Source organism: Arthrobacter sp. NPDC089319 (genome assembly GCF_040684925.1).
Classification (GTDB): domain Bacteria; phylum Actinomycetota; class Actinomycetes; order Actinomycetales; family Micrococcaceae; genus Crystallibacter.
This window is the reverse complement of the sequence record NZ_JBFBGZ010000007.1, coordinates 65408-79201: the sequence shown is the minus strand read 5'-3', so window position 1 is coordinate 79201 and position 13794 is coordinate 65408. Positions and strand designations below refer to the sequence as shown.

Here is a 13794-nt window from a genome sequence, read left to right as displayed (position 1 = left end):
CCAAAGGATGTACCGCTGTTTGAAACACGAACCCAACCGGGTCTCGGTTCCCATTGTCTCACGATTCAGTCCGCCGGAAGAACCGGATTTGGGCCCCCTTCCGTCGCGGCTACGCGGCCAAATGCCTCCGGCCGGGCCAAGCAGTCTCCCGCCGGCGTGCCCACATGGGCAGCATCCCGCTGGCCGCCAGTTCCCGAACCAGCTCGGCGAGCCGGTAGCCGGGCCGTTCACGCAGGCACGCTTCGGCGCGCTGATGGGCATGCGAACCGCGGCCCCTGGCCCATTCAATCCAGGCGTGCAGCGTTCCGGCCGCGGCGCGCGCGTGGCCGGCCCCCACCGCGTGTAGCTGCTCTAGTAGTTGCGCCGTGGCGTCCACACGCTCCCAATCCGGCGCCCGGGGCGAATCACCGACCAGGATCTTCGACAAGTCGCGGGCTGCCACGGAGTCGCCGGTCTCCGGCAACGGCTCGGCTTCCGCCTCCCCAGCTGTGCGGGGATCTGGCTCGGTGAGGAGGCCCGCCGCTCTTGCCCACAGGAAAGCGTTCTCAAGACCGCTGCAGGCGAAGATGGCGATGGCGTCACGCACCGCGTTCTCGGTCAGGCTCGCGAGCAAAAAGGCTTGAGCCTGGGCAGTCATGCTTCCCGCTTGGTTGGCGGTCAAGGCATCCTCCCACCGGCGGAGGGTAGACAAGAAAACAGACGGTGACGTCCAGCTTCCGGCAAGTCCTTCGGCCAACTGGTCCGCCTCCGCCTGCAGGGCCGCCGGCGGATCCGGGGCCGGGAATGCGGCATCGGCAGACGGTTCGTCGGCAGATTCAGCCTGGCTAGCCCCGGCCACGGGGTGGTCTCTGCGGGACGTTGCCGGTGCCGGTTCGGCTGCGGCCTCCGCCGCCGACGCGGCATACGTGCTGCCGTTGTAGACGAGTTCGGCGTTCAACGCGCTGTCCCGGATCTGCGACACTGGGCGCCCGGGCAACGGGCAGCAGCTGGTGTCGGTGCAGTACAGTTCGCGCCAATGCGTTGTGCCCACCGTCCAGCCGCTGCGGACCGGCAGCCCAACGTCGGCCAGGGAACGGCCGAGGGCGGCGACCAGATTTGCATGAGGCGGCCGGTCCGGCGTGCGCCACGCCTGTTCGGTGTAGAGGATTAACAGTGAGGAGTCTGCCTCCGCATCGGAGCGCAGGTAGTCGGCTGCAGTCTCGGCGAACAGATCAAGCTGGCAGCTCTCCCCGTTCTCGGGGAGGTCCAGGCGCAGAGTGGCGCCGAGCCGGCCGCCGGCGAGGGACAAGAGCACCACGCTGGAGGAGGGCATGAATCCCAGCGTGTGCGGCACGAAGCCCAGGACGTCGGCGGGCTGGCGGGCCGTGATCTTCTTCTTCTCCATGGCAGAAGCCTGCCGCCGAGTGACCTCGGCGGCTATGCATCGGATAGAGCCTGTGGACAAAGGGGGCCGCAGCGGGCTCCGTGGAGGGAAGCTGGTCAGCCGCGCCGGTTTCCGCCGCTCTCCCGGCGTTCCCGGATCCGTTCGCGGCGCCTGCGCCGGTCCCTGGCCAGAGCATCCCGCAGCGGCGGCACAATGACCCCGCCGTGCGACATCCGCGTCCGCACCCGTTTACGCACGGTCAATATAGCCAGCGTGCCGCCGATCAGGAAGACGAATTGAAGGCTGAAGGCCAGCTTGAACGAGTCCAGCGCATACAGCTCGCCCTGCGAGAAACCGCTGGCCAGCAACGCATCCAGCACCACGCCCATGCCGAACATCACCAGCAGCGCCGAAATGAAACCGCCGACGTTGACGATGCCAGTGGCGGTGCCGGCGCGGCTGAGCGGATTGAACGTCCGCGCAAAGTCGAAGCCGATCATGGATCCCGGGCCTCCGACGGACACCGCCATCACCAGCAGCAGAAGCAGCCAGAACGGTGCCGGGCCGGGGTAAAGCAGCACGCACAGCCACGCCGCCGACATGGTCCCAATGATCAACAGGACCATGGTGGAGCGTCGCAACGGATGCCGGCCCACCCAGCCGCCCAGCAGCGGACCCGCAACGAAGGATGTCAGCACGGCTACCGTCATCAGCGCCGAGGCTGCCGCCGGGGTGAGACCTTGGGCGGAGACGAGGAAGGGGTAGCCCCACATGAGCATGAAGACATTGGCGGGGAATTGGACCGTGAAATGAGTCCACAGCCCCAGCCTGGTGCCCGGTTCCCGCCAGGCATCTGCCAGGGACGCCCCGGTCTGTCGCAGGGTCGGCGGCAACGGCTTCTTCAGTTGCGCCGGCTCATTGCGGACCACGGCGAGCGCCAGCACGAAGGCCAGCGCGGACAGCGCGGCCACGGAGAGGAACGCCGGCGTCCAACCCGCAAGGTTCAGGATCGCCACGAAGGGGATGACGCTGATCAGTTGGCCGATTTGGCCCAGCTGGCCGGTGAGCTGGGTCAGCAGCGGAATGCGCCTCGCACTGAACCAACTGGGCAACAGCCTCAGCACCGACACGAAGGTCATCGCGTCGCCGGCTCCCACGAGGATGCGGCCTGCCAGCCCCTCCGGCACGGACGAGGCAAAGGCCAGTGCGGTTTGCCCGGCCAACATCAGCAGGGCTCCACCGGCCACCATCATCCGCGGCCCGTACTTGTCCACCATCAGGCCGACAGGGATCTGCAGCCCTGCGTAAACCACCAACTGGACCACGGTGAAGGTCGACAGCGCGGCGGCGGTGGCGTCGAAGCGTTCGGTAGCCTGCAGGCCGGCTACGCCGAAAGAGGTGCGCTGGGTGATCGCGACCAGATAGGCGAAAATTCCGCTTCCCCACACCCACCATGCACGCCGCGAATCCATTGCTCCATTATTGCCCGCTTGCCGGGGCGCAGGACTAATCGGAGGTTCCGGGCTCGGCGGAAGGCTCCGTGCCCCCGTCCTCACCGGCGGCGGGCTGTGTGGCGAGGAATGCTTCTACCGCGGCACCGAGCTCGTCGGCGTCGGGCAGCTCTTCGTTGTCCTTGACCAGCAAGGAACGGCGCTCTTCGTGCCCGGCATATTCGTCGTACCGCTCTTCGAGGCGGACGACCACGCGCTGGACATCGGCTGAGTCCTGTACCTGCCGGTCGATCTGGCCTTCGACGTCGCGGCCGTTCTCGCGCAGCCGGTCGGTCGGGAGCATCAGCGACGTCGCGGCGCCGAGGTATTCCAAGGCGGCGACGGCGGCGGGCGGGTACTGGGCGTCCGCCAGATAGTGCGGCACGTGGATGGAATAGCCCACCACGTCCCGGCCGGCTTCGGCCAGCCGCATTTCCAGCAGCGGCCCGATGCCTGCCTGCAATTCGGCTTGGGGCTTCCAGGTGGTGAAGCCGTCGATCAGATCCTGCCGGGAGCCGTGGACGGTGACACCAATCGGCCGGGTGTGCGGCACCGGCATGGGCAGCGACTGGACCCATGCCACCAAGCGCGTCTGGAGCCGGTTCGCCAGCCAGACGACCGCGCCGGAGAAACGGTCCCATTGGTAGTCGGGTTCGGGACCGGTCAACAGCAGGAACGGCGTGCCGAGCCCGTCGACCAGCCGGTAGAGCTCGATGGCGGGAACTTCGTAGTCAGTGAAGTGATCCCCCGCGAAGGTGATTTTGGGCCGCCTGCTGCGGTAGTCCACCAGCTGGTCGGCATCGAAGGCAGCAACCAGCTGGGCATCGAGCTCGTCGAGCAATTCGTCGCCGATCTGCTCCACCACGTGACCGGCTTCGGCTGCCCCGGTGAACCCCATCACGAGGTCAAGCCCGCGCAGCGCGGGTGAATCGAACAACTCAGCGTTGGTCGACATCAGCGACCGCGGATCCAACAATGTTTCCCTCCGTTCCGGCATCATCTTCCCTGCCGTGCATGGCCTTTACACATGCCAGCGCCGGAGCTGGCCGAAAAATTCCGCGGCTGTGGACCTCGTACAAGGCGTCCGAAACAGCGCATCCGTGCGCGAGAGACTACGATCGACAGGTGCAGGCCCTGTTCCGGCGAACGCCTGGTGGGGTTTTTCTGCTGCAACTAACTGTAAACACAACGGTATGCAACCGGTGAGCGGCGGCCACACCCGTTCCGCGCTGGCCGGCTGAAGGACAAGTTAGGACAGATCTGCGTGATCCCCACGACCGAGCTTAAGCTCAGCGCCATTGCCAAGGATGTCAGAAAAGCCAAGTCCGATGCCCTCGTCATCGCGGTCGGGCAGGGCGGCGACGGCCCGGTCCTGCTGGAGAATCCGTTATCAGCCAAGTCCGCCCAGGCCTTGGCCGACAGCCTGCCGTTGCTCGGAATCACCGGCGCAGCCGATGAAGTCCACCGGCTGCCGGGGCTGCCGGAGTCGGGCACGGATGTGCTGGTGTTGGCCGGCGTCGGAAAGCTGCCGCCCGGCAATGCCGTGACCACCGAGACCCTGCGCCGCGCCGCCGGCTCTGCGGTGCGCCAATTGGTCGGGGTCCGGTCGGTGGCCTTGGGCTTGCCGGCGGCCACCGTGGCCGAAGCCACGGCCGTGGCCGAAGGCGCCGCGCTCGGCGCCTATGCCTTCAATGAGCACCGCAGCCGCGAAAACGATGGCCGCCGCCCGGTCGCCGAAGCCACGGTGCTCACGCCGGTTGCCGGCGACAAGCAACTGGCCAAAGCACTCAAGCGGGCCTCCGTGCTGGGACGGGCGGTCAATGCGACGCGCTCCCTGGTCAACCAGCCGCCGAGCCACCTCTACCCCGAGTCTTTCGCCTCGGCAGCTGCACAGCTGGCTAAGGGCCTGCCGGTCAAGGTCACGGTCCTGGACGAGGACAAACTGGAGAAGGACGGCTACGGCGGCTTGACCGGCGTCGGCAAGGGATCGACGCGGCCGCCGCGGTTAGTCAAGGTTGAATATGCCCCGGCCCGGGCCAAGGCGAAGCTCGCCTTCGTCGGCAAGGGCATCACGTTCGACTCCGGCGGCCTGTCGCTCAAGCCCGCTGCCGGCATGATGACGATGAAGTGCGACATGGCGGGCGCCGCCGTCGTTCTCAATGCTGTTTTGGCGATCGCCGAGTTGGGCCTGCCGGTGAAGGCCACCGCGTGGCTGTGCCTGGCGGAGAACATGCCCTCGGGCACCGCCTCCCGTCCCTCCGACGTACTCACCATGTACGGCGGCAAGACGGTGGAAGTCCTCAACACCGACGCCGAGGGCCGGCTGGTGATGGCCGACGGGCTGGCCGCGGCCAGCGAGGAACATCCCGACGTGTTGCTGGACGTCGCCACCTTGACCGGTGCACAGATGGTTGCGCTGGGAAGCCGGGTGGGCGCGGTCATGGGCGAAGAACCCGTGCGGGACGCCGTGAAGGCTGCCGCGGACCGGGCGGGGGAACTGTTCTGGCCAATGCCGCTGCCGGAGGAACTGCGCTCCGGCCTGGATTCCCAGGTGGCAGACCTGTCCAACATGGGCGACAAGTACGGCGGCATGCTGACGGCCGCGATCTTCCTGCGCGAGTTCGTGGGCGAAACTGCCGGCGTGCGCATCCCCTGGGCGCACTTGGATATTGCCGGTCCGGCCTTCAACGAAGGCTCGCCGCACGGCTACACCCCGAAGGAGGGCACCGGCGTCGCAGTGCGCACCCTGGTGGCCTACGCCGAGGATGTGGTCGCCCGCAGCGCCTGAGGCCTGTATCGCCGCCCACCTTTCGGCGTGAATCCGCCCACAATCGGGCCCTTTGGTGCTGTCACCAAGTAGATGATGATATGCGGTACCGCTAAGGTGAAAACCAAACCAACTTCGATCTTCAACCCAATCAACTCATCGACGTGTCACCACACGTTACGAACACGCGAGGGAGCGTTCACGTGGCCGATTCGGCAACAGCGCAAGAATTCGACATCCTGGTCCTCGGCGCCGGCAGCGGCGGTTATGCCGCGGCCCTGCGCGCCGTGCAACTGGGCTTCACCGTCGGCCTGGTGGAGAAGGCCAAGCTCGGCGGCACCTGCCTGCACAACGGCTGCATCCCCACCAAGGCTCTGCTGCACTCGGCCGAGCTGGCCGACCACGCCAAGGACGCCTCGAAGTACGGCGTGAACCTGAGCATGGACTCGATCGACATGGCCGCCGTCAACGCCTACAAAGACGGCATCATTGCCGGCAAGTTCAAGGGCCTCACCGGCCTGATCAAGTCCAAGGGCATCACCGTCATCGAGGGTGAAGGCAAGCTCGTCGGCACGGACACCGTCGAGGTCGACGGCACCGCCTACAAGGGCAAGAACATCGTTCTGGCCACCGGCTCCTACTCGAAGACGCTCCCCGGCCTCGAAATCGGCGGCAAGGTCATCACCTCCGACCACGCACTGCAGATGGACACCCTGCCCAAGAGCGCGGTGATCCTCGGCGGCGGTGTGATCGGCGTCGAGTTCGCCTCCGTCTGGAAGTCCTTCGGGGTGGACGTCACCATCGTCGAGGGCCTGCCCTCGCTGGTCCCGAACGAGGACCCGGCCATCATCAAGCAGCTGGAGCGCGCCTTCAAGAAGCGCGGCATCAAGTTCAACACCGGCGTCTTCTTCGACAAGGTGGAGCAGAACGACGACGGCGTAGTGGTCACGCTGGCCGACGGCAAGACGTTCGAGGCCGACCTGTTGCTGGTGGCAGTGGGCCGCGGCCCGAGCACTGCCGGGCTGGGCTTCGAGGAAGCCGGCGTCACTGTTGACCGTGGCTTCGTGATCACCAACGAGCGCCTGCACACCGGCGTCGGCAACATCTACGCCGTCGGCGACATTGTCCCGGGCGTCCAGCTGGCACACCGCGGATTCCAGCAGGGAATCTTCGTGGCCGAGGAAATCGCCGGCAACAAGCCTGCCGTGATCGAGGACATCAACGTTCCGAAGGTCACCTACTGCGATCCGGAGATCGCCTCCGTCGGGCTGAACCAGCCGCAGGCCGAAGAGAAGTACGGCAAGGACAACGTGGAGACGGTCGAGTACAACCTGGCCGGCAACGGCAAGAGCTCCATCTTGGGCACCAGCGGCATCATCAAGATGGTCCGCGAGAAGGACGGCCCCATCGTCGGCATGCACATGATCGGCGGCCGCATCGGTGAGCAGATCGGCGAAGCGCAGCTGATCGTCAGCTGGGAAGCGTACCCGGAGGATGTTGCGGCACTGATCCACGCGCACCCGACTCAGAACGAGGCGCTCGGCGAAGCCGCCATGGCCCTGGCCGGCCGTCCGCTGCACGGATAACAAGCTTCCCTTAGTGCACCCGTCCCCACCGGACGGGTGCACTAGGCTCAAGAATAAGACTCGATGTACCGGCCAGTCCGGAAAATAGACTCAAAGGAGAACGGGGACGACATGTCTGAAACCGTGAACTTGCCCGCCCTCGGTGAAAGCGTCACCGAAGGCACTGTGACCCGCTGGCTGAAGCAGGTCGGCGACCGCGTCGAAGTCGACGAACCGCTGCTCGAGGTTTCCACCGACAAGGTCGACACCGAAATCCCCTCTCCCGTAGCCGGCGTGATTGAAGAGATCCTGGTAGCCGAGGACGAGACCGCCGACGTCGGAGCCCCGCTGGTGCGCATCGGCGACGGTTCCGGTTCCGGCCAGGCCGCAGAAGAGGCTCCCGCCGAGGAAGCCCCGGCAGAAGAGCCGCAGCAGGAGGCTCCCGCGCAGGAAGCCCCGAAGCAGGAGGAGCCCCAGCAGGAGGCTCCCGCCGAGGAAGCCCCGGCCGCCGGTTCCGGCGAAGGCACCGAAGTCACCCTCCCGGCCCTGGGCGAGAGCGTCACCGAAGGTACCGTCACCCGCTGGCTGAAGCAGGTGGGCGACACGGTTGAGGTCGACGAGCCGCTGCTCGAGGTCTCCACCGACAAGGTCGACACCGAAATTCCGTCTCCGGTGGCCGGCACGGTCCAGGAGATCAAGGTCGCCGAGGACGAGACCGCCGAAGTCGGTTCCGTGCTGGCCATCATCGGCACCGGTGCCGCTCCCGCCAAGGCGGAACCGAAGGAAGCCGAGCCGGTTGCCGCCGCGCCGGCCCAGGACCGCGAGGCCCCGGTGAAGGAGCCGGCCCAGGCCGAACAGCCCGCCGCCGAAGCACCCAAGGCAGAAGCACCCAAGGCCGAGGCGCCTGCCGCCGAATCCCCGGAGGCGGCGCCGGCCCCGGCCGAGGCTGCTGCAGCCTCCGACGCCGGCTACGTCACCCCGCTGGTCCGCAAACTGGCCAACCAGCACAAGGTGGACCTGTCCACCGTCAAGGGCACCGGCGTGGGCGGACGCATCCGCAAGCAGGACGTGCTCGAAGCAGCCGAAGCCGCCGCCAAGCCGGCGGCTCCCGCCGCAGCCTCCGCAGGCGCTCCGGCCCAGGCAGCAGCCTCGGCCAAGCGCGGCACGGTCGAGAAGGCACCGCGGATCCGCCAGGTCATTGCCCGCCGTATGCGCGAGTCGCTGGACGCATCCACGCAGCTCACCCAGGTCCACGAGATCGACATGACCAAGGTGGTCAAACTCCGCGAACGCGCCAAGAAGTCCTTCCAGGATCAAAACGGCGTCAAGCTGACCTACTTGCCCTTCATCGCCAAGGCAGTGGCGGAGGCGCTCAAGCAGCACCCGAAGCTGAACGCCGAGTACGACGAGGAAAAGCAGGAGATCACCTACCACAACGCCGAGCACCTGGCGATTGCGGTCGATACCGACAAGGGCCTGCTGGTACCGGTCATCAACGATGCCGGCAACCTCAACCTCGCCGGTCTGGCTGGCAAGATTGCCGACGTCGCGGCCCGCACCCGGAGCAACAAGATCGGTCCGGACGAGCTCTCCGGCGGCACGTTCTCCATCACCAACATCGGCAGCGTCGGGGCCCTGTTCGACACCCCGATCATCAACCAGCCGCAGGTGGGCATCCTCGGAACCGGCAGCATCGTCAAGCGGGCCGTGGTGGTCCAAGATGAGAACGGCGACGATTCGATCGCTATCCGGTCGATGATGTACCTCTCGCTGACCTACGACCACCGCCTGGTCGACGGCGCGGATGCGGGACGCTTCCTGCAGACGCTGCGGGCACGATTGGAAGCCGGGCAGTTCGAGGCAGACCTGGGCCTCTAGCCCGTTCGGTCGGCACCACGCGCGAATCGGCGGCGGGCTGCGTTCACTCTTGGACACAGCCCGCCGCTGTTTCGTCTCCACTCCGGCTGCTACTACACCCAGTAGAAATATTCGGTTTCCCGCGGCATGCCGCGGATTGGCGCCCGCTGCCGGCCGCTAAGCTGGGCCTATGGACATCCTCTACAGCATTCTCGTCTTCCTGCACGTCGTCGGTGCGGCCATGATCGTCGGCATCTGGATCGGCAACATGAAGAAGCCCACCGTTCACCCGCGCCAGTTCGACGGCGCCGCGCTGCAGGTCATCACCGGCGTCATTATGATGGGTCTGATTCCGGCCATGGATTTGGATGCAAACTATGTGAAGCTGACCATCAAGCTTGTCATCGCGCTTGTGGTTCTCGTCCTCGCGTTCATCGGCCGCCGCAAGTACAAGGCGGGCGAACCGATTTCGGCCGGTCTGGCGCATTCCGTCGGCGGCTTGGCGCTCCTGAACGTCGCGATCGCGACCTTGTGGAACTGACCCTCTAAAGCTCCTGACACTGCGGCCGGCCCCGAGACTAGGGCCGGCCGCAGTGGCTTAAGCCGGGGCCGCCGGACAGGCAGTGGCAACTCCCCTAGTATGAAAAGGACGGCACCGGCCGCTTTCGGCCGGACCGGCATGGAACGCAACAGAGAACTTCAACCAAGGAGGACACATGGCTGCAACACGTTCTGCCAGCACCGAATGGAAGGGCGATCTCTTCACCGGCAGTGGCCAGACGACTTTCGAAACGTCTGGAATCGGCACCTACGAGGTCACCTGGAAGGCACGGGCGGAGCAGGCCGAAGGAAAGACGAGCCCCGAAGAGCTTCTGGCCGCCGCCCATGCCACCTGCTACTCGATGCAGTTCAGCAACATGCTCAAGGAAAACGGCACCACCGCGGAGAGCATCAAGACCTCGGCGGCAGTGGACTTCGTCCCGGGGACCGGCATCACCGAAATTCGCCTGACCGTCAACGCCACCGTGCCCGGCATCAGCGAGGATGACTTCCAGCGCCTGGCCACCGGCGCCAAGGAGAACTGTCCGGTATCCGGCGCCTTGGCCTCGGTTCCCAGCATCACGCTGGACGCTACCCTGGCCAGCTAGTCGCGAACCTGAATGGCGGAAGAACCCCGGCGCATCGTTGATGCGCCGGGGTTCCTCCCGTTCAGGCCTTGTTCGCTAGCGGAGGTCAGCGCACATCCTGCGGCCGCGGCGGCAGCGGTCCGGGGCGCAGCATGGGGTAGCCGGCGCGCGACGGTGGCTGGTCGGTGGGCAGTTCGCCCAGCATCTCCTTGAGAATCCCCACCCCGTGCTCCAACTGCGGGTCCTCCCCCGCGCCATACGCGTGCGGCGGGAACGGCACCTCGATGTCCGGTTCCACGCCACAGTTCTCCACGCCCCAGCCCACGCCCTGCGTGAACCAGAACGCATACCGCGGCTGCGTGACTCCGGTGCCGTCGGCCAGCGCAAACTTCGCGTCGATGCCGACCACTCCACCCCAGGTCCGCGTCCCGATCACCGGGCCGATGCCACGCAGCTTGCTCACCTGCGTGATGATGTCTCCGTCGGAACCGGCATATTCATCCGTGAGCACGACGACCGGGCCCCGCGGAGCGTGTGCAGGATAGGTGCCCGGCTGCTCGCCGCGCGCGAGGTTCCAGGCGTTGACTTTGCGGCCGATCAGTTCGGCCACCAGCTGCGAGGTGTGGCCGCCCCGGTTGCGCCGGACATCGATGATGAGGGCGTCCTTGGCCGTCTCCACGTCCAAATCACGGTGCAATTGCGCCCAGCCGCGGGCCACCATGTCCGGGATGTGCAGGTAGCCGAAGCGTCCATTCGATGCGTCACGGACATTCCGGCGGTTGCCGGCGACCCAGTTCTGGTACCGGAGCCGCTCCTCGTCGCGGATCGGGATCACCGCAATCCGCCGCTGCAGGCCGGCTTCCGGGCTGCCGGTGCCGTTGACGATGGTCAGTTCGACCGTCTTGCCGGCGGCGCCCACCAGCAGCGGCGCAGGCCCGGCGAGCGGATCCACCGGGATTCCATCCACGGCGGCAATCACGTCGCCCGGCTGGACGGCCGCGCCCGGCGCAGTCAGCGGAGACAGCGCCAGCGGATCCGAGGATTCCCCGGCCAGGATCTTGTGTACGGTCCATCCGGCGTCGGTCCGCACCAGATCGGCGCCCAGCAGACCCTGCTTGCCGGCGCCGGGTTCGGTGACCGGGGCAGGCATGACGTAGGCGTGCGAGGTGCCGAGTTCGCCGTGCAGCTCCCAGAGCAGGTCCACCAGGTCATCGTGGGAACCGAGGCGTTCCACCAGCGGCCGGTAGCGATCGTAGACGCCCTGCCAGTCCAAACCCGCCATGTCCTCGGCCCAGTAGAAGTCGCGCTGCAGCCGCCAGGCCTCCTCGAAGGCCTGACCCCAGACCTTGAGCGGCTCCAGCGTGAGCCGGATCCGGCTCAGGTCCACCAGCACGCTCTCCGGCGAATCGTCGTCGACTTTTCCGGCGGCGGGCACGGCCCTGACCTGCGACTTGTGCACGTACACCAGGCGCTTGCGGTCCTGCGACAGTTCGTAAGCATCCAGGGCCGGCACCAGCACGGAAACCTCGCGACGTGAGAGGTCGAACCGCTCCAGCCGCTGCGATTGCTCCGCATCCTCGGCCGACGCTCGTCCTTCTCCGGTGACACCGGCGGGATCACTGGCCAGCCACAGCAGCGCACCGTCCACCGCGGTGAGGCGTGTGTAGCGGCCCTGCTGGACCGGGACCGGGATGATCCGTTCGGCCAGCCGCTCGGCGTCCACCGCGATCTCCGCGGCGGCGGGCTTGGCCTCGCCGCTGTCCGGCGGGCCGTCTTGGTCCTTCTCCCCCGCTGGCGGCGCATCCGGCAACGTGCCATGCACCGAGGGGCCGAACGGCGAGGGGGTGGCGGCGGCCAGGGCCACCAGGAACGGCTTGGTCGATGAGGGGAAACCCAGATCGAAGCTGTGGGTGGAATAGACCGGGTCGAAGCTCCGCTCGGAGAGGAAGGCTGCGAACTTGCCATCGGGGGTGAAGGCCGGTCCGTGGTCGCGGAAGCGTCCATCGGTGACATCGATGATGTTTCCCGTGCCGTCCGCCCGGACCAGCCGGAGCCGGGTGCGGGTGCCTTCCGCCGTCACCGGCTCGGCCCACAGGATCCAGCGTGAATCGGGTGAGAAGGCCAGTTCGTTGACCGCCCCGTGGTCGGTGCCCGCGAGCCGGCGCAGCTCCCCGCTCTCCGCGTCCAGGACCAGCAACTGTCCGTACTCGGTGGCCACCGCCGCCAAAGTGCCGTCCGGGCTGGCTGCGAGCGCGCTCACCCGGTCCGGTCCAGGCAGTTCCACCCGGCGCAACTGTTGCGGGGCCAGCGGCGCGGCCGAACGTGCCTCGGCTTCCTGGACATCCCCACGGCCGCTCTGCTTACCGCCGGAGCGCACTTCCACAATGGGTTGGGATTGGGTCGGATTGACGACGGCGGAGGCCGAGACCGGGCGCGGCAAGCCGACCGGCTCCGGATCCGCGGGCGCCGCGCTGGCTTCGGCGGGGGCAGTCGCCTCCGGCGGGGGAAGCTGTTCGAAAACCTGGCGGATGTAGAGAGCTTCTTCGCCCCCGTGGTCGGCAACGTAGACCACGCGCGAGTCACCCAGCGGCCGCGCCAGCCGCGCCCGGACGCCCGGCGTGGACTCCACCACACGGGAAGGACCGTCCCGATGGGTCAGCCAGTGCACTGTCCCGTGCGCCTCGATGACGGACGCGGTTCCCTTCGGATTCGGCACGGCCGACGCCAAGTGCTGGGCCACATTGAGAGGGCGGCTGCGCCGGCCGGTCGAGGCCGACCCCAACGTGAGGTTAATCCGGCGCGGCTCCGCCGCCAGGGAATCGAGCAGCCACAGTTCTCCGGCGGACTCGAAGACCACCCGGGTGCCGTCCGTGGAGGCATGGCGGACGTAAAAGCCGTCATGATCGGTGTGCCGGCGCAGGTCCGCCCCGTCCGGACGCACCGAATACAGGTTGCCGTGGCCTTCATGGTCGCTGAGAAACGCTACCCGGTCTCCGACCCACATCGGATCGGCCAGGTTCCCGTCCAGCTCAGCAGCGAGGCGCCCGAATTCGCCGCCTCCATCGCGGTCGATCCACAGCTTTCCGGCCGTGCCACCGCGGTAGCGCTTCCACCAGGCCGGTTCGCGCGAGAGCACGCTGCCGACCACCACGGGCCGCTCGTCGCCAAGCTCCGGCCCAAACGCGACGGACTCAACCGGGCCATAAGGCAACGCGCGGGCGCCGGAGCCGTCCAGCGGCACGGCGTAGGCCCAGGTGTGGCGCGATTCTTCACGCTGGAACGAGCTGGTCACCAGGGCATCGCCTTGGGGCGTGAATCCTTTGACCTTGGTGGAGGCATGTCCCCAGTAGGTCAGCTGGCGGAAGCCGCCGCCGTCGACGGAGGCGGTCACTGCCTCCGGCGCGCTGGCCTGCACCACTCCCCAGACCAGACTCTGGCCGTCGGGCGAAAATTTGGGGTTCCTGGCCGGCATTTGAAGTGACGAAACCCGCCACGCCCTGCCCCCGGCAAGCGGGCCCACCCACACATCGTCCTCGGCGACGAACGTGACCAGATCGGCGTGCACGTGCGGGTAGCGGAAGTAGCTGGATAAAGTCATGCCTCGATCTTAGTCACGGCCAGCAGC

At 67.1% G+C, this 13794-nt stretch carries 9 protein-coding genes; 5 read left to right on the top strand and 4 right to left on the bottom strand.

The features are described from left to right. Positions 1–109 precede the first annotated feature (109 nt). From AB0N75_RS11785 to AB0N75_RS11775, 3 genes are all read right to left on the bottom strand, one after another. Positions 110–1384 carry a DUF4192 family protein gene (locus AB0N75_RS11785; protein ID WP_364649738.1) on the bottom strand — a complete coding sequence of 425 codons (1275 nt, stop codon included), beginning with the start codon at positions 1382–1384 and terminating at the stop codon, positions 110–112. 95 nt (positions 1385–1479) lie between these two features. Next, complete coding sequence (locus AB0N75_RS11780; protein WP_364649735.1) at positions 1480–2835, bottom strand: MFS transporter; 1356 nt, start codon at positions 2833–2835, stop codon at positions 1480–1482. Positions 2836–2869: 34 nt separating this feature from the next. Further along, positions 2870–3808, bottom strand: a complete 939-nt coding sequence (locus tag AB0N75_RS11775; RefSeq protein WP_364649732.1) for a PAC2 family protein — start codon at positions 3806–3808, stop codon at positions 2870–2872. 309 nt (positions 3809–4117) lie between these two features. On the opposite strand from AB0N75_RS11775, the gene AB0N75_RS11770 reads away from it, so the two are divergent. The 5 genes from AB0N75_RS11770 to AB0N75_RS11750 all read left to right on the top strand — a co-directional run bounded on the left by AB0N75_RS11770 (position 4118) and on the right by AB0N75_RS11750 (position 10190). Beyond that, positions 4118–5641: a leucyl aminopeptidase gene (locus AB0N75_RS11770; protein ID WP_364649729.1), complete on the top strand. Its 1524-nt coding sequence runs from the start codon at positions 4118–4120 to the stop codon at positions 5639–5641. 182 nt (positions 5642–5823) lie between these two features. Continuing rightward, positions 5824–7206: a dihydrolipoyl dehydrogenase gene (gene lpdA / locus AB0N75_RS11765; protein WP_364649726.1), complete on the top strand. Its 1383-nt coding sequence runs from the start codon at positions 5824–5826 to the stop codon at positions 7204–7206. 111 nt (positions 7207–7317) lie between these two features. Further along, positions 7318–9063 (top strand): 2-oxoglutarate dehydrogenase, E2 component, dihydrolipoamide succinyltransferase, encoded by a 1746-nt coding sequence (gene sucB / locus AB0N75_RS11760; protein ID WP_364649723.1) that lies wholly within the window; start codon positions 7318–7320, stop codon positions 9061–9063. A 169-nt stretch (positions 9064–9232) separates the two neighbouring features. Beyond that, positions 9233–9583: a hypothetical protein gene (locus tag AB0N75_RS11755; protein ID WP_364649720.1), complete on the top strand. Its 351-nt coding sequence runs from the start codon at positions 9233–9235 to the stop codon at positions 9581–9583. A gap of 175 nt (positions 9584–9758) precedes the next feature. Then, a complete protein-coding gene (locus AB0N75_RS11750) occupies positions 9759–10190 on the top strand; it encodes an OsmC family peroxiredoxin (RefSeq protein ID WP_364649717.1) in 432 nt (143 codons plus the stop codon). A gap of 85 nt (positions 10191–10275) precedes the next feature. Here AB0N75_RS11750 and AB0N75_RS11745 read toward each other — a convergent pair whose 3' ends face one another. Then, a complete protein-coding gene (locus AB0N75_RS11745; RefSeq protein ID WP_364649714.1) occupies positions 10276–13767 on the bottom strand; it encodes a S41 family peptidase in 3492 nt (1163 codons plus the stop codon). Positions 13768–13794 lie beyond the last annotated feature (27 nt).

Excerpts from the sequence above, each read along its gene's own strand:
- AB0N75_RS11775 (WP_364649732.1), bottom strand. The coding sequence starts at position 3,808 with ATGTCGACCAACGCTGAGTTGTTCGATTCACCCGCGCTGCGCGGGCTT.
- AB0N75_RS11780 (WP_364649735.1), bottom strand. The coding sequence starts at position 2,835 with ATGGATTCGCGGCGTGCATGGTGGGTGTGGGGAAGCGGAATTTTCGCC.
- sucB (WP_364649723.1), top strand. The coding sequence starts at position 7,318 with ATGTCTGAAACCGTGAACTTGCCCGCCCTCGGTGAAAGCGTCACCGAA.
- AB0N75_RS11745 (WP_364649714.1), bottom strand. The coding sequence starts at position 13,767 with ATGACTTTATCCAGCTACTTCCGCTACCCGCACGTGCACGCCGATCTG.
- AB0N75_RS11755 (WP_364649720.1), top strand. The coding sequence starts at position 9,233 with ATGGACATCCTCTACAGCATTCTCGTCTTCCTGCACGTCGTCGGTGCG.
- AB0N75_RS11785 (WP_364649738.1), bottom strand. The coding sequence starts at position 1,384 with ATGGAGAAGAAGAAGATCACGGCCCGCCAGCCCGCCGACGTCCTGGGC.
- AB0N75_RS11750 (WP_364649717.1), top strand. The coding sequence starts at position 9,759 with ATGGCTGCAACACGTTCTGCCAGCACCGAATGGAAGGGCGATCTCTTC.